At 58.6% G+C, this 15,660-nt stretch carries 12 protein-coding genes and 1 tRNA gene; 8 read left to right on the top strand and 5 right to left on the bottom strand.

Annotated features, from left to right (window positions below; genetic code table 11):
- Position 1: 1 nt before the first annotated feature.
- Positions 2-445 (bottom strand): BA14K family protein, encoded by a 444-nt coding sequence (locus tag EV561_RS08795; protein WP_132520208.1) that lies wholly within the window; start codon positions 443-445, stop codon positions 2-4.
- 252 nt (positions 446-697) lie between these two features.
- Between EV561_RS08795 and EV561_RS08790 the strand changes: the two genes are divergently transcribed.
- Positions 698-784, top strand: a tRNA-Leu gene (locus EV561_RS08790).
- Between the two features lie 210 nt (positions 785-994).
- On the opposite strand, the gene EV561_RS08785 is transcribed toward EV561_RS08790, so the two are convergent.
- Both EV561_RS08785 and EV561_RS08780 read right to left on the bottom strand, forming a co-directional pair.
- The gene (locus tag EV561_RS08785) at positions 995-1,309 is read right to left on the bottom strand and encodes a hypothetical protein (RefSeq protein ID WP_132520205.1); all 315 of its coding nucleotides are present in this window, start codon (positions 1,307-1,309) and stop codon (positions 995-997) included.
- A 184-nt stretch (positions 1,310-1,493) separates the two neighbouring features.
- Entirely contained in the window at positions 1,494-1,826 is a 333-nt protein-coding gene (locus EV561_RS08780) for a hypothetical protein (protein WP_132520202.1), read from the bottom strand.
- A 417-nt stretch (positions 1,827-2,243) separates the two neighbouring features.
- Here EV561_RS08780 and EV561_RS08775 point away from each other — a divergent pair, with 417 nt between their 5' ends.
- Entirely contained in the window at positions 2,244-3,128 is an 885-nt protein-coding gene (locus EV561_RS08775) for a glycosyltransferase family 25 protein (protein WP_281025201.1), read from the top strand.
- Here the strand turns inward: EV561_RS08775 and EV561_RS08770 are convergent.
- Together EV561_RS08770 and EV561_RS08765 are read right to left on the bottom strand one after the other, a co-directional pair.
- On the bottom strand, positions 3,062-5,008 hold the full coding sequence (locus EV561_RS08770) for a nucleoside-diphosphate sugar epimerase/dehydratase (protein WP_132520199.1): 1,947 nt from the start codon (positions 5,006-5,008) through the stop codon (positions 3,062-3,064). The genes EV561_RS08775 and EV561_RS08770 overlap by 67 nt on opposite strands.
- 206 nt (positions 5,009-5,214) lie before the next feature.
- Positions 5,215-6,855 carry a GumC family protein gene (locus EV561_RS08765; RefSeq protein ID WP_132520196.1) on the bottom strand — a complete coding sequence of 547 codons (1,641 nt, stop codon included), beginning with the start codon at positions 6,853-6,855 and terminating at the stop codon, positions 5,215-5,217.
- A 214-nt stretch (positions 6,856-7,069) separates the two neighbouring features.
- Between EV561_RS08765 and EV561_RS08760 the strand changes: the two genes are divergently transcribed.
- The 6 genes from EV561_RS08760 (at position 7,070) to EV561_RS08735 (ending at position 15,568) form a co-directional block, all read left to right on the top strand.
- A complete protein-coding gene (locus EV561_RS08760; protein ID WP_132520193.1) occupies positions 7,070-8,149 on the top strand; it encodes a glycoside hydrolase family 5 protein in 1,080 nt (359 codons plus the stop codon).
- Between the two features lie 83 nt (positions 8,150-8,232).
- Positions 8,233-9,477, top strand: a complete 1,245-nt coding sequence (locus EV561_RS08755; protein WP_132520190.1) for a hypothetical protein — start codon at positions 8,233-8,235, stop codon at positions 9,475-9,477.
- A 60-nt stretch (positions 9,478-9,537) separates the two neighbouring features.
- Positions 9,538-10,593, top strand: a complete 1,056-nt coding sequence (locus EV561_RS08750; protein ID WP_132520186.1) for an acyltransferase — start codon at positions 9,538-9,540, stop codon at positions 10,591-10,593.
- A gap of 253 nt (positions 10,594-10,846) precedes the next feature.
- Entirely contained in the window at positions 10,847-11,731 is an 885-nt protein-coding gene (gene purU, locus EV561_RS08745; RefSeq protein ID WP_132520183.1) for a formyltetrahydrofolate deformylase, read from the top strand.
- 197 nt (positions 11,732-11,928) lie between these two features.
- Complete coding sequence (locus EV561_RS08740; protein WP_132520180.1) at positions 11,929-14,856, top strand: aminotransferase; 2,928 nt, start codon at positions 11,929-11,931, stop codon at positions 14,854-14,856.
- A 517-nt stretch (positions 14,857-15,373) separates the two neighbouring features.
- Positions 15,374-15,568 (top strand): hypothetical protein, encoded by a 195-nt coding sequence (locus EV561_RS08735; protein WP_132520177.1) that lies wholly within the window; start codon positions 15,374-15,376, stop codon positions 15,566-15,568.
- Positions 15,569-15,660 lie beyond the last annotated feature (92 nt).

Raw genomic sequence — 15,660 nt, 5'->3', positions numbered from 1 at the left:
CTCATCGGTAGGGTGAGTAGCAGACCAGCGACCCACCGCGAAAGGTCCGGTAGCGATTCGTAGTCGGATCATAGGAGCGGTATTTCCCCCGGCACCACTGAACATGCTGGCGGCTGAGGGTTGGCGCCCGTGTGGCAGGGCGAACCGGCGGCGGGACCGAGGTCGTGGTCGGCGGCTGGTATATGAGGTTTGGCGTACCCGTTGCGCGCGGCCTGTAATAGACCGGCGGCTGGTATCCTGGGGGGCGATAGGTAGGCGGGCGATATGTTTGCCGAGGCCCGAAGCCAAAGCAGCCCCTGTAATCGCACAGCGTCTGCACCTTCACGATATCCGAATGCACCTGTGGACCGATTGACCCCAGCGGCACGGCATTCGCGGCCAGGGGGGACAGAAGCAAAACAAGAAGAGACACGCAAACCAGCGTGATCCTAGCGAAAACGATCATGGCAACTTTCCATCCCCTGCGCGACTTCCCCACAACAGCATTCTCTAAAATGTAGAGCGAAATCATCGCCATCCAAGACGCGGTCACGCTATTGCGATGAGAGGCTATCTCGAGGACGGCCTTCAAGAGCGTAGGAGAAGTGGTTTCGTCGCCGTTCGAGGGGTGGTTGGAAACGGTTTTTTGCGGATTGCCATGAAAACTTCAAAAACCCTGTTGACAGCAAAGAGCCACCCCCGTACATGGCTCTCCGTCGCCCAGATGGCGGAATTGGTAGACGCGCCAGCTTCAGGTGCTGGTACCCGAAAGGGTGTGGAGGTTCGAGTCCTCTTCTGGGCACCATTCCATTTTGATCGTTGCCACGATCATCCTTAAATCTTTAATTTTTTCATTATGTTGACCGCGTTCAGCGCTGCCGCTGGTGGCTGTGCTGAACAAGCGCCAACGGTGGCTACCTGCGTTGCGTTTCAGTCGTCGCGATGCAAACCGTGGATTGGCGTTGTTCTGCCTCCATCAATGCAGATATAGCAGGCGGCCACCGTCCTGAATGCGCTACTGATTCTTGTTCGGACCTTTTCCGGTTGTGGGATTGCAGGTTTTGACCCTGCATTTCGGATCATCGCTCGTCGGCACGGTCGTGTTTGCCATGCCGCCCATCCCGACACAGCTCATCGAGTTTGTTACGGCACGGCTGTACATCATCATGTCTGATTTCTGCTTGGACGGATAGCGCAAGACCATCATGCCGTCTTTTGCAATTTCGTCATGCACCTGGGTACACGTCATCGACTGGGAGTTATGCCGCGACATCGCCATGGCGTTTGAGGCAAAAAGGCCAAGAGCCGCAATCAAAATGATCTTCTTCATCTGGATTCCTCTTCTCGGTCATAGACATCGCTTTCGGAGGCATCCCGATTGTTGTGCAGCTATCCTATCGTTTTTGTGACAGAGGCATACAGGCTTACCAACTGTACGCTGCGATACGACCCCCGTCGCGGCGGCATGGAGCTCTGCCCGCGCGCTATGAACTACGACAAACAGCGTGCTGTTATTATCTGTTCCGGTCGTTATACTGCCAGTAGGACCAATTCGGCGGTCTGGTGCTCGACGATATGACACCGTTCTGGTCACAGACATAGCCAAGCCGCGGCAGTCCACGATAGATGCCACCACGCCACCAATAGGAATGAATGGTCGTGGTGCGGCAGCTGAACTTGTCGTCCGCTGTCTGTTGCGTCGGTGCAGTGACGCCGGGCAAATCCTTGTAGGGATATATGGTCTTTCCCGCAGCGGCCCAATTGACCGGATTTCCCGCCATGGACAGACCAGGAGCGATAGCAGCAAACACCAAGGCGACGATTGTGGTTCTGATGGCGATCTTCATCTGCCTTGGTCCTTAGCGGTGTCTCAACATTCGGTCATTGGCCTCCATTCGATATAGTGATCGCCATGACTTACGCCAAGGTAAAGGCAAGCATCTCTTCAGGCACCGTGGTCAACGCTATCGGTCGTCCTGAGTGGTCCGGAGATCGCGGAAAGACGTGCCGCTCCCATGGCGAGATCGGCTTTGGCCCCGGAATTTCATGGGATAGCGCTGTTGCGCAGATCCGACCTTATACACAGGAGATTAAAAACGTCTTGCAGTCTCCGACAGCCGGGTTCATATAGCCGGGGGAGAGTGGCAGAGACGCAATCCTTGTTTGTGTCCCTATGGGTTTCTGCTACATTAGCATGAGATATCAGGCATACCGTGTCTTGCGGGTGGGATTATTTAGTCGGAGTTAAGGCTATTCTCGAGCGAGTGAGTCGGGGGAAATCGTCCGCAGATAGCGATGCAGCCGACGTTCCGGCAGCACCCATTCTCATATATGCGATCAACTTGGATCGCTCCGTCGACCGGTGGGAAAGATTGCGCGGACAAGCCGTGCGGTACGGTCTAAACGTTGTGCGTATTGCGGCCGTCGACGGCAGTGCGGTTCCCGAGCAGGATCGGGTCGATTTCCATCCCCATCAATTTGTATATCATAACGGCAGAAGACTTCTGGCCGGCGAATATGGCTGCTACCGCAGCCACTTGATGGCTATGGAGCAATTTGTCGACAGTGGCCACGAACTGGCGATCATCATCGAGGATGACGTCGACCTCAATCCCAGGCTGATACAGCGTGCCATTGCGGCAATCACTGCCGCGCCCGATATGGGCCTGGTAAAACTCGTCAACCACCGCGCCGTCGGATTCAAGCCGCATTTGGAAACGTCCGAAAGGGATATCGTCGGTCGCTGTCTGCACGGGCCACAAGGCTCGGCCGCCTGTTATATTCTCACGCGTAAGGCAGCTCAAAAGCTGCTGGTTACGCTCCGACCGATGTTGTTGCCTTTCGACGTCGCCCTTGAGCGCGGTTGGTCGACCGGCGTTCAAACCTTTTCAATGGAAAAGAACATCGTCGAGTTCAGCCCGTTCAGGGGGGATACTGCAATCGGCAGGCGAGTGCATTACCGGGCAGTCAAAAAGCACTTCATGCTTCGTGTCTCGGCTCACTGGTTCCGCACCCACGACCAGGTTCGACGCTGGTACTACGCGGTGAAAATGCGAAAGATGCTGGCTAGCAAGCAGATCCATCAGGCGGCTGTGTCTGCTTCCCTCTCCCGGAAAACGAGGTCGACGACCTCCACGGTCGGCGAATAGCCGGCAACAAGCTTTTCCAGCATGCTGCGCGTCAGCGGCACGTCATTTTCATCGAGAGCCGCTTCCAGAGCGTTCAAACGCTTCGATAATTCCAGCCATGGCAGAAAATCCTCATGTGCCCGCATGATTCGGGGATGCGGAGTGGCCTGCGGATCATCGCCGATCAAAAGCTCCTCGTAGAGCTTCTCACCAGGCCGCAACCCCGTGATCTCCATCTCGATGTCGCCGTCGGGATTTTCGTCGTCGCGCAAAGTCAGGCCGGAAAGCTCCACCATCCGCATGGCAAGGTCAGCAATGCGAACGGGTTCGCCCATATCGAGAAGGAAGACATCGCCGCCCTGTGCCATAGCGCCGGCCTGAATGACCAGTTGCGACGCTTCCGGGATTGTCATGAAGTAGCGGGTTATATCGGGATGCGTAAGCGTAATCGGCCCGCCATCGCGTATCTGCTGGCGAAAAAGCGGCACGACCGATCCGGACGAACCGAGCACGTTGCCAAAGCGGACCATCGAGAATGTGGTCGGCGCGCCCGGCTTCTGATCCGCATTCAAGGCTTGAAGAACGAGCTCGGCGAGCCGCTTGCTGGCGCCCATGATGTTTGTCGGACGCACCGCCTTGTCCGTGCTGATGAGCACGAAGCTTGCGACCCCGGCATTCTGCGCGGCCCGGGCCGTCGTCAGCGTGCCGAGCACGTTGTTCTTGATTCCTTCAGCGGGATTATACTCCACGAGTGGGACATGCTTGTAAGCCGCGGCGTGATAGACCGTACTCGGCTTCCATGTTTCCATGATCTGCTGCAACCGGCGACCGTCCCGGACGGAAGCTAGAAAGGGAATGATGCGTATATCTGCGCGCTCAAGTAGCAGTGCAGCCTTTTCCAACTCGGCGTGAATGGCGTAGAGCCCGAATTCATTCTGCTCCAGCAAGAGAAGGCAGGCAGGACCATTTCGAAGGATCTGACGGCAGAGCTCACTGCCGATGGACCCTCCTGCCCCCGTCACCATGACAACCTTGTCCTTAATATGTCGATCAAGCAGAGCCTGGTCCGGCACGACAACGTTGCGGCCGAGGAGATCTTCGATGTCGAGTTCTTTCAGGTCCGTTACGGCGATGCGGCCTTGCGCGAGCGCGGTCAAGTCCGGCATCGTTCGCACGGTCACTCTGACCTTTCGCATCTCCTCCAGGATTTCGTTGCGACGTTGTCGGGTGGCATTGGGCAATGCCAGGAGGACGTCGCCGATCTCCCCGGTTGCGACCAACGCAGCCAAATCCGACGGGTCGTAGATCGGCAAGCCGCCCATGATGCTGCCGTGCAAATTCTTGTCATCATCGAGATAGCCGACGACGTTGAGTTCGGCGCTGTTTGCAAGTGCACCGGCGAGTTGCCGACCGGAAGTCCCGGCACCATAAATCAATACCCTGGAGAGGGCATTCCGATTGAGGAGGCGTTGATAGGCGTTACCAAGCCAGTAACGCGTCCACATGCGCGAAAGGCCAATCGCGATCAGCAGCAGAAGTGGCTGCAGGATGCCAACGGTTCGCGGCACGCCCGGTACGCTGATCGCGGTGAAGATCGTCATGAAGGCCAAACCGTAGATCGAAACGGCCTTTACAACGGTCATGAAGGCGGACAGTCCGGCATAGCGGAAGATGGCGCGGTACAGACCAAGCACGATGAAGATCGGGATTGCGACAAGCAGGGACACGATTGCCGGCAGCCATTCGACGCCTTCCAGAATCACCCAACCATCCAGACGAAGACAGTATGCGAACCAGACAGTGAGAACACACAGGCTGGAGTCCACGATCAGCGCTAGGGCGCGCTTGGTCGTACGGGGTAGCGCGAGGAAGGGTAGAACGAGCTTATCGGCCGGTATCATAGCTATGTCTTCCTCCGGCGCCGATCATAAGAACAGCGTATCATATCTCTTGCATGGTTCCCGGTGTATTTGTCCAGGCAGGAACCTCTATTGATGCCTCTGGAGCCAAAAGGCAACAGCTCCCACCACTTCTCCGTGTTCGGTGCGGTGGATCGACAGGGCGGCGAATCTCGATACGACCATTCTCAGACCGCCGACGCTGCGGATCATTTCGACAAATAGCCGCGTATGACAGGATGCCGAAACAGGCTGGCGATCACAGCAATAGCCATGCCCAGGCCGATGCCGAAAAGGGCGCCGGCGATCAGGCCGGCCACCATCATGACCGATCTTCCCGGCCCGTCAGCCTTCAATGGCGGCACCGCCTCGGAGATGACGCGGATATTGGTCTGCGACAGGCTCTGGTCTTCGCTCGCCTGGTCCGAGCGTTTCGTCAGAGCCTGGTAGATGTCCCTTGCCGCGGTCGCCTTGCGTTCAAGCTCGTTCAGTTCGACAAGCTTGCCCGACGTGTTGACCTGGGTTGCCTTCTGGACCGCAAGCTCCTTGGCAATGCCCTGCTCCGCCTTCTGCGCCTGCTCATAATCGGATTGCGCTGACGTCGACAGGCGCTGAAGCTCGCTGCGAATTTCGGCCGCTATGCTTTCGAGGGAAGACCGCGCCGCCAGCAGCCTCGGATGGCGAGCGCCAAGCTGGCTTTCGAGGCTTCCGACATTGGCGGCTTGAACGGCATATTGCTGACGCAGATTGGTCAGAGAATTGGAGGTAGAGTTCAGGGCTTGCGGACTGGTGCTGGCAACGACATCCTCAAAGCTCAGCTTGCCGACGGCGTCCGCACGGGCCTTGGCCTCGATGGTTTTCTGCTGGGCAGTGACCAGGAGGTCGTTCAGCGCGGTCAGGCGCTTGTCGGAAATGAAGCCGCCACCCTGCACGGCGACCATGTCATTATCCGCCCGATAGGTTTCCACGGCTTTCTCGGCATCGAGGACCTGCTGGCGCAGGTCGTCCAGACGGCTGTCGAGAGCAGTGTTGGTGCTGTGATAGGCCGTCGCAGCCGCCTTGCTTTCCTCGTCCCTGAAGGACGTCACGATCTGGTTTGCGATCTGGGCCGACTTCAAGGGGTCGCGCGTCGTAACCTTGAGCGAGACCACATAGGTGGTGGCTTCACGGGCGATGACCGCAGCCTTCTGCAGCACCGCGATCGCGACGTATTTCGCGGTCTCGCCGGTCGCTCCACCGTTGAATTGAGGATCCTGATCGAGCTTCAGGGCATCGACCACGCGACCCATGACCTTTCCGGAGCCGAGTATCTGCGTCTGGCTGTCGATGAGCGCGGAAATCAATTCTGGCGCCGCGGTGCCCTGTTGCGGATCCGAAGCACTGACCTGATGCGGATCGAAGTAGAGACTGGTCTCCGCCGTGAATTTCTGCGGCAGCATTGGAATGACAGCGGCGCCAAGACCACCCATGATTGCCGCGAGAATAATAATGAGCAGGCGTCTCGCCCAGATCGCGCGAACGGCGGAGCGGAGATCGAGAATGGGGCCGGGCGCGACTGTTTCGACGGGCTTTTCGTGAACCTCTTCCTGCGGCGGAGCGCTGGGAGCAGGTACGGGTGCCGGTGCCGGTGCCGGTCGAGTTTCCGCCTGCGCGGATGTCTGTCGTGCAATTTCCTCTCCGGCGCGTTCGCGCAACTCGCTGACAGGCGCAGGCCGGGGTTGCTGGATGAAATCTGACGGCCGGATCACGGGGCCGCGCATACGAAGATCCTCGGGCTGCCCAGGAGGCGGCTCGTTGCTGCGCCAGCTCGGAAGGCGGCTTGTTCCCTTACTCTTCTCGTACGAACTCATGTCAGACTTTCGCTGCCGTCCGCATTACCCGTACACGGCAGATCACCTGGAGTTTAGAAATGTTTGGCTAAGGGATTCTTAAGGACGTTCCAATCTCGTCCAGATCTCACCGACAATTGCTGGCTGACCCACATAGACCTGTCATCCGGGCGCCTGTAAGAAGTAGCGTCCGGAGAGCCGCCTTCCCCTTGGTGTGCGAGGAAAGGGAGCCTGCATGAGTATAGTAAAGAGGCTGATGCGTCTTTCACTTGCCGCCACAGCCGTTTTCCTACCAGCCTTGGCCGCAAATACATCCGGTGCAGCGACTCCCGAGATATGCTACCGCGGCATAAATCTTTCCGGCGCGGAATATGGCGATCGCGGCGGGGTTCTCGGCACGAATTATACCTACCCTTCCGAAGCGACGGTGCGCTATTTCGCCCGTAAAGGCATGAACGTCGTCCGTCTGCCCTTCAAATGGGAACGGTTGCAGCCGACGCTGGGGCAACCACTCGACACGGGTGAATTGCAGCATCTCAAGGACGCCGTCGAGCTCATCCGCAAGAACGGCATGGCCGTCGTTCTCGATCCGCACAATTTCGGCTACTACGACAAGACGCAGGTCACGCAGCGACCGGCAACAGACATCGCCTTCGGCGATTTCTGGGCGCGGCTGGCCGTTGAGTTCGCCAACGAGAACGGCGTCCTCTTCGGGCTGATGAACGAGCCGCATGACATCAAGGCACCCGACTGGCTGAACGCGGCCAACACGGCCATTCGCAGCATCCGGACCGTCGGCGCCCGCAATCTCATCCTGGTTCCGGGAACGATCTGGAGCGGCGCCTGGACCTGGAGCCAGGACAGGCTCGGTGGTGGCTCGAACGCCAGTGTCATGATCGGCGTCAAGGACCCTCTCGATTACTATGCCTACGAGTTCCATCAGTATCTGGACGCCGACTCCTCAGGCACTCACGCGACCTGCGAAGGTGCGGACCAGGCCCGCCAAGGGCTGGTGGAGGTGACCAACTGGCTGCGTCAGAACAAGAAGCGCGGCTTCCTCGGCGAATTCGGCGCCGGGGCAAACGACCCGTGCCTGAACGGCCTGACACAGATGCTCGACGTGATGAACCAGAACAGCGATGTCTGGCTGGGCTGGACCTATTGGGCGGCGGGCGACTGGTGGCCGCCGGAAGAGCCGCTGAACGTTCAGCCCCGCAACGGCAGGGACAAGCCGCAGATGAAGGTTCTGACCGCAGGTCTTAGCAAGAAGGCATTGCCGGCGCCGGCATGCACGGCGGTCAAACCCGGGAACTGACCGCTCGATCCGGCCTTTGCCGCGAATCACGTGACTGATATCCTGCGGCCGGGCGACCGAACGCCGTCATTTTTGGATATTTCATGCATAGTTCAGGCGAAAAGCAGCGCATCGACTATCCCATTCTTGCGATCACGCTGCTGTCGGTGCTCTACAACTGCATCCTTGCCTATATCAACCACAACATCATGCATCTGACTGTCACGCCCGTCGTGCTCTGCGAAAGCACGGCGATGCTGCTCAGCGTCGCCTATATCCTGAAGAAGGGCATCTATGAGGAGGATCTGCCGCTCTTCCTCTATCTCCTCTTTACGCTGATCATGACGATCTACGTGACGGTGCTCAACCATATCACCTTCATCGATCAGTTCCGCAATGTGCTGATTGTCTTCTGCTTTGCGGGAATCGGCGGCTGGGCCAACGAGCGCACGATGCGGCTTGCGTTCTTCATCGGCTGCCTGTGCGTTTTTGCGGGCCTGGTCTGCGAGGTGGTCAGCACTCCCTTCTACGTTTCGCTGTTTGGACCCGGCGAATATTTCGAGAACACGCGCGGCATCAAGCAGGCGAGCTTCAACAATACCGGCCTTTTCGCCAACGCACTGGGTTTCGAAGGTCGCTTCTCCTTCGGCCTTATCAATCACCGCTCCTCGTCGATCTTCCTGGAGCAGGTGTCGCTTGCCAATTTCTGCGGCGTGATCGTCATCTACCTGCTGTCCTTCTGGCCGAAGCTGGGTTTCATCGAAAAGGCTCTGTGCATCGCGACGATCGTGCTCATCCTTTTGACCAACGACACCCGCACGATGCTGATCTTCTCCTTCATCAGCATATTCGGCTATTTTCTATTTCCGAAAATCCCGAAGGCCTTCGACCTCGTGCTGATGCCGATGCTGATCCTGGTCGGGTTCTTCGTGCATTACATGAAGCCCAACGAGACGGGAGACAATTTCACCGGCCGCATCGGTCTGACGATCACTAAGATGCTCGATCTTGACGTCAACGCCGTGCTTGGCCTTGAAGTCTCGCGCATCACCGAATTCGCCGATAGCGGCTATGTCTATCTCATCTACGGGTCGACGATCTTCGGCCTTATCATGTTTTGGCTGTTCATCTGCCTCTTTCCCGCAGGCGAGAGCCCGGCGCAGCGTCGCTGCGCCCATTCACTTTCTCTTTTCATTTTTCTGAATATGATGATTGGCGGAACTGCGATCTTTTCGATGAAGATCGCCGGGCTGTTGTGGCTCCTGGTCGGATATATGCGGTTTTCCGAAAATCCCCGCTCGACCCAGGAACACCTTGAAGATGTAGCGAGTAGCAAGGTGCCGGGCTAATCGAGGGAGACGCCAGATCTTTCCGAGCATGTCATGGCTGCGTAAGGGTTAGGGCGTTCCATGCTTGTTCAGCTCCAGTATCTGCGTGCGATCGCCGCGCTGATGGTCGTCTATTTCCATTCGGTCCTGCAGGTTCCCAAGGTCAATGCCGGCTTCGACTGGCAGTTTCACCTGTTTGGAGAGACCGGCGTCGACATCTTCTTCGTTCTCAGCGGCTTCGTCATGTGGCTGACGACGGTGGGACGGCGGATTTCGCCGATCGAGTTCTATCGCCGGCGCATCAAGCGCATCGTGCCGCTCTACTGGCTGGCGACGATCTTTTCGGCCGTGGTCGCCCTCATCGCTCCGACGATCCTCAAATCGACCGTCTTCAACCTCCCGCATCTCATCGCTTCGTTGCTGTTCCTGCCCTGGCGCAATCCGGCCGATCCCGATCTCATCACGCCGATCGTCGTGCCCGGCTGGACGCTGAACTATGAAATGTTCTTCTATTGCGTGTTCGGCCTGCTTCTGCTGGTGCCTGAAAGATGGCGGCTCTATTCACTCTTCGGCGCGATGACTGCCATCATCGTCGGCTGCCATCTCTTGCCCTTTCAGAGCACGGCGACAACCTTCTACGGCGATCCGATCATCTACGAGTTCCTGGCAGGCGTGGTTCTCGCCAAGCTCTATCTCGAAAAGATATTCTTGCCGCAAAGACTGGCATGGCCTGCCATCGCGCTCGGCTTTGCGTTTCTGCTCATCAACGAAACGCTGTGCGATGCGAGTATGCGCTCCTATATGTGGGGCATTCCGGCGGTCATCATCGTCTATTCCGCCGTCTCGATCGATTTCTCCCGCCTGCCCGAAATCGGCTGGCTGAACTATCTCGGCGATGCATCCTACAGTGTCTACATCACCCATGCCTTTACCCTGGCTTTCCTGCGCGTCGCCTGCGGCATCTTGAAGATCGACATCGTCACCCACGGTCCGGTCTTCGTGACCGCATGCATGATCTTCTCTGCCATCGGTGGCGCTATCGTCCATGAACTGACGACGCCGACGCGATGGAAGAAATGGCGCAGAAGCGCGCCGGTACTCGCCAGCCCGTCCAAGGCCAGCCCGTCCAAAGGATGAGACCTGAAGCCTTAAAACGCCTGCCCGTCGAGCCGTCACGGCGGGGATACGCGTTTCGAAGGCGCAATGGGAACGGGATTTTCCGGTGCCTTCCGTAATTTGGACGGCAGGGAGCACCGAGGGTCGAGACCAATCCTGCAGGAATTTGAGGGCTTGCCACACTCATTGTCGCAGAAATGAAATTTCCTCGACCTATCCGGCGCTTTTCATTTGATTTAAGCAGGCGGCATCACCTGCCACAGAGGAAAACGACATGAAGAGCTACGTTCTGACGGTATCCTGCAAGTCGACGCGCGGGATTGTTGCGGCGATATCGAACTATCTGGCCGAGCAGGGCTGCAACATCGTCGACAGCTCGCAGTTCGACGATCTCGACACCGGCAAGTTCTTCATGCGCGTCAGCTTCATCTCGGAGGAAGGGGTTGGGTCAGAGGCGCTGGTCGAGGGCTTCAGGCCGGTGGCAGAGAAATTCGCCATGGATGCCGAGCTGCACGATGCCACCAAGCGCATGAAGGTGCTGTTGATGGTGTCGCGCTTCGGCCATTGCCTCAACGACCTGCTCTATCGCTGGAAGATCGGTGCGCTGCCGATCGATATCGTCGGCGTCGTCTCCAACCATTTCGACTACCAGAAGGTCGTCGTCAACCACGACATCCCCTTCCACCACATCCGCGTCACCAAGGAAAACAAGCCGCAGGCGGAAGCCCAGCTTCTGGACCTTGCCGACCAGAGCGGCACCGAGCTGATCGTGCTTGCCCGCTACATGCAGGTCCTGTCGGACGCCATGTGCCGCAAGATGTCCGGCCGCATCATCAACATCCACCATTCCTTCCTGCCGAGCTTCAAGGGCGCCAATCCCTACAAGCAGGCCTATGAGCGCGGCGTGAAGCTGATCGGGGCGACGGCGCACTATGTCACCGCCGATCTCGACGAAGGCCCGATCATCGAGCAGGACACGGTGCGCGTCACGCATGCGCAGTCTGCCGAGGATTATGTCTCGATGGGCCGCGATGTCGAAAGCCAGGTGCTTGCCCGCGCCATCCATGCCCATATCCACCACCGCACCTTCATCAACGGCAACCGCACCGTCGTCTTTCCGGCAAGCCCGGGTAGCTATGCGTCGGAGAGGATGGGGTGAGGGTCGACAGCAGCCGCATGACAGAGCGCCGGAAACCGGCGCTCTTTTTGTTGGTCGCCCAGCCCTCGATCGGATAGCCCGAAGCAACCATCTGAAACGCAATCCTGCCTAAGTATCACGGGCGATTGCATCTTTGTCTTGCCGCTGGCAGGTTTGCGCTTATTTGCTGTTGTAGATAACCGCTTTCCGGGGATGCCATGGCCGACGTCGCTCTCGCCAACCGTATTCAATTGCCAAGACCGGAGGTCTCGGCGGAAGACGCATCGGACATCCTTCACATACATTACGGACTTTCCGGCACGCTCAGCGAACTCGGCAGCCAGCAGGACCGGAATTATCGGGTCGAAACCGATCAGGCGCACTACGTGCTGAAGATCTGCCGGGCGGAATACGCCGTTGTCGAACTCGAAGCGCAGAATGCGGCAATTCGGCATCTCAAGGCCAAGGAAAATGCGCTGCGCGTTCCGGCCGTCATTCCATCCTTGAGTGGTGAGGAGATCGTCGACCTCACCCTGCACGATCAGGAATACCGGGTCCGCCTGCTGGAATATCTCGACGGCCAGTCTTTGACGGGCCGCAAGCACCTCCCGGTCGCCTCGATCTCGGCCCTCGGCGCGCTCTGCGCACGCCTTGCCAGCGATCTCTCCGATTTCGACCATCTCGGACTGGACCGCAACCTGCAATGGGATCTGCGCCGCGCCGGTCCGGTTGCCGTGCAGTTGCTCTCGGCAATCACCAATAACGAAACCCGCGACCGTATCGCCAAGGCGATGGTGGCAGCCGTCAAGCGGATCCAGCCGCTGGCAAGCGGCCTGCGCATACAGCCTGTTCATCACGATGTGACAGGCGACAACGTCGTCAGCCGGCCGGATGCCAACGGCCGTCTCATCCCTGATGGCGTCATCGATTTCGGCGACATCATCCAGGGCTGGCTGGTCGGCGATCTCGCCGTGACCTGCGCTTCGCTTCTGCATCACGTGGAGGGCGACGCATTCGCCATCCTTCCGGCAATTCAGGCCTACCACGCCGCCTATCCGCTCAACGATGCGGAGCTGCGTGCGCTCTGGCCGCTGACCGTGGCGCGCGCCGTCATCCTTGCCGCCAGCGGCGAGCAGCAGCTCTCCATCGATCCGGACAATGATTACGTCCGCCGCAATCTGGAATACGAACGCAAAATCTTCGAGATCGCCACCTCGGCAGATCCCGATGTCATGGAGGCCGCAATCCTCAAGGCGGTGGGCGTGGACATGCCTGCGCTCGATAAGACGGGCTGGTTGCCGCTGCTGCCCGACATTGCATCCGAGACCATGACAGTCATCGACCTCTCGGTCACAAGCGCGAATTTCGGGGACGGCAACTGGTCGAAACCGGATATGGACTGGCAGCTGCTCGCAAGGGCCGCGATCGAATCCAGCATTGCGGCAACACGCTACGGCGAATTCCGGCTTACCCATACGAAGACCCTGAGCCTTGAGCCACCGCAGAATTTCGCCCTGCATAGCGATATCTGCCTGCCGGCAGGCACCGCAGTCGCAGCGCCCTTTGCCGGGCGCATCCATTGGCAGGGGCAGCATCTGGTTCTGTCGTCAGACGATCTTAGCCTTCATCTCGACGGCGCGGACTCCTCGCTGGAAGAGGACGCCGAAGTTGCAGCGGGCGAGCCCCTCGGCACCGTCTCGGGAGAAGAAGCTTCGGTGGGCGGGTTGCGCGTCCAGCTCTGCCGCATGCCCTCGCTGGTGCCGCCGCTTTTCTGCAGCGCCGGTCATGCCGAGGTCTGGGCGGACATATGTCCGTCCCCGGCCGGCATTCTCAACCCGGCGATGGACGCACCGAGACCGCAGGCCACAGCCTGGCTCGCGCTGCGCGACGCACATTTCGCCAAGCCGCAGAAACATTACTATCAGTATCCGCCGCAAATCGAGCGCGGCTGGCGGGAACATCTCTTCGATGTGCAAGGCCGCGCCTATCTCGACATGGTCAACAACGTCACTATTCTTGGTCATGCGCATCCGCGGCTGACGGCGGCGGTCGAGCAGCAATGGTCAAGGCTCAACACCAATTCCCGATTTCACTATGCGGCTGTCGCGGAATTCTGCGAGCGGCTGACGGCTTTGGCGCCGGAAGGGCTCGACAGCGTCTTTCTTGTCAATAGCGGATCGGAAGCCAACGACCTGGCGCTTCGTCTGGCCGCGGCGCATACCGGCTCCGTGAATATGCTCTGCCTGCTGGAGGGTTATCACGGCTGGTCGGTCGCAAGCGATGCCGTTTCCACCTCGATTGCCGACAATCCGCAGGCTCTGACGACGCGGCCGGACTGGGTGCATCCCGTGATGGCGCCGAATACCTATCGCGGTCGCTTCCGCGGACCGGAATCAACCGCAGATTATGTCGAGGCGGCAATGCCAGTTCTCGACGGGATCAGGGAAAGGAACGAGGGACTTGCCGGTTTCATCGCCGAATCAGTCTACGGCAATGCCGGCGGCATTCCGCTGCCGAACGGCTATCTCGAAAGGATGTATGCCCTGGTGCGGGAGCGCGGCGGTCTTTGCATCGCCGACGAGGTGCAGGTCGGCTACGGCCGCCTTGGACATTTTTTCTGGGGCTTCGAACAGCAGGGCGTCGTGCCCGATATCATCACCGTGGCCAAGGGCATGGGCAACGGCCACCCGCTTGGCGCCGTCATTACCCGCCGCGAGATCGCCGAATCACTGGAAAAGGAAGGCTATTTCTTCTCTTCGACCGGCGGCAGCCCGGTGAGCTCTGTCGTCGGCCTGACGGTTCTCGACATTTTGAAGGACGAGGCACTGCAGCAGAACGCACGTGAGGTCGGCGATCGCCTGAAGGCCGGGCTTGTCGGGCTGATGGGACGCTTTCCCTTGGTCGGGGCCGTTCACGGCATGGGTCTCTATCTCGGTCTCGAATTCGTCCGCGACCATGATTCGCTGACGCCGGCCACCGAAGAAACGGCCGCGATCTGCGATCGGCTGCTCGAGCTCGGCATCGTCATGCAACCGACTGGCGATCACCTCAATGTGTTGAAGATCAAGCCGCCCCTCTGCCTGCAGCCCGAAAGTGCCGATTTCTTCCTGAAGGCCCTGGAAAAGGTGCTGGATGAGGGGTGGTAGCCGCCTTCAAGGCGGCATTAACCATTAGGGTGATTTCGCGACCATCCTATTTTTACCCTTACTGGGCATTGTCGATAAGGCTGCGACTTCCTAAATGTAGGTCGGTGATCGGCGAGCCGCTCGCCGCGCGAAGTCGTACGAAAGCGTGATATCGTTCTTTCCTAAACTTCGCCGGCAAAAGAATTTTATTTCTCCGATCGTCGACATTTTGACATCTTTCGGAATATAGTTCCGTAGATATCTTCGTTATAGTCTACATCATTGGTAGATTAATAACGGCTCATCGGTGACTGTCCGGGTCTGCCCGGAAAGCCATACAAGTACAACGCCAACTAAGGAAAGTGATATGCAGGTATACGAAGTCATCGCTTTTGGCCTTGGGCGGTTCGTGCTTGGCCATGACCGCTCGGGCGCACTCTCCCGCCCGCGCTGTCGAATGTGACGTTCGTCCCCCACTCGGACCAAAACTGTCAATTCGCCGTATCTGCGCCACGTGAGTGCAGTGGGAGTATTTTTTATGAAGAAGCAAGTGATCGAATACGCCGGCGTTCCCGTCGGCATCGTTGTCCCGGATGAAGATCGGTTGAAGTTCATCGCCGTGAAATTCCATGTGCATGATCTTGATGAGCAGCGTTTCCGGAACACGGATGAGGTGAAACTCGCCATCCGTGACCTGTTGGCGCGCCAGAACGCAAGGCCGATGCATGTCTGACATAGGCCGACGGCCGGGACTCTAGCCACTGCCATTTATGTCAGTCCCGACAATTAAGACCGCTCCGAGCCTCAGGCCGGGGGCGGTCTTGT

Origin of the sequence: Rhizobium sp. BK376 (assembly GCF_004341625.1) — a bacterium.
Taxonomy (GTDB): domain Bacteria; phylum Pseudomonadota; class Alphaproteobacteria; order Rhizobiales; family Rhizobiaceae; genus Rhizobium.
The sequence above is the reverse complement of the archived record's forward strand: the minus strand, read 5'-3'. Positions and strand labels throughout refer to the sequence as shown.

Bases quoted from the DNA above. Each gene is read 5' to 3' on its own strand.
- EV561_RS08740 (WP_132520180.1), top strand. From the start codon at position 11,929: ATGGCCGACGTCGCTCTCGCCAACCGTATTCAATTGCCAAGACCGGAG.
- EV561_RS08795 (WP_132520208.1), bottom strand. From the start codon at position 445: ATGATCGTTTTCGCTAGGATCACGCTGGTTTGCGTGTCTCTTCTTGTT.
- EV561_RS08765 (WP_132520196.1), bottom strand. From the start codon at position 6,855: ATGAGTTCGTACGAGAAGAGTAAGGGAACAAGCCGCCTTCCGAGCTGG.
- EV561_RS08760 (WP_132520193.1), top strand. From the start codon at position 7,070: ATGAGTATAGTAAAGAGGCTGATGCGTCTTTCACTTGCCGCCACAGCC.
- EV561_RS08750 (WP_132520186.1), top strand. From the start codon at position 9,538: ATGCTTGTTCAGCTCCAGTATCTGCGTGCGATCGCCGCGCTGATGGTC.
- purU (WP_132520183.1), top strand. From the start codon at position 10,847: ATGAAGAGCTACGTTCTGACGGTATCCTGCAAGTCGACGCGCGGGATT.
- EV561_RS08780 (WP_132520202.1), bottom strand. From the start codon at position 1,826: ATGAAGATCGCCATCAGAACCACAATCGTCGCCTTGGTGTTTGCTGCT.
- EV561_RS08770 (WP_132520199.1), bottom strand. From the start codon at position 5,008: ATGATACCGGCCGATAAGCTCGTTCTACCCTTCCTCGCGCTACCCCGT.
- EV561_RS08755 (WP_132520190.1), top strand. From the start codon at position 8,233: ATGCATAGTTCAGGCGAAAAGCAGCGCATCGACTATCCCATTCTTGCG.
- EV561_RS08785 (WP_132520205.1), bottom strand. From the start codon at position 1,309: ATGAAGAAGATCATTTTGATTGCGGCTCTTGGCCTTTTTGCCTCAAAC.
- EV561_RS08735 (WP_132520177.1), top strand. From the start codon at position 15,374: ATGAAGAAGCAAGTGATCGAATACGCCGGCGTTCCCGTCGGCATCGTT.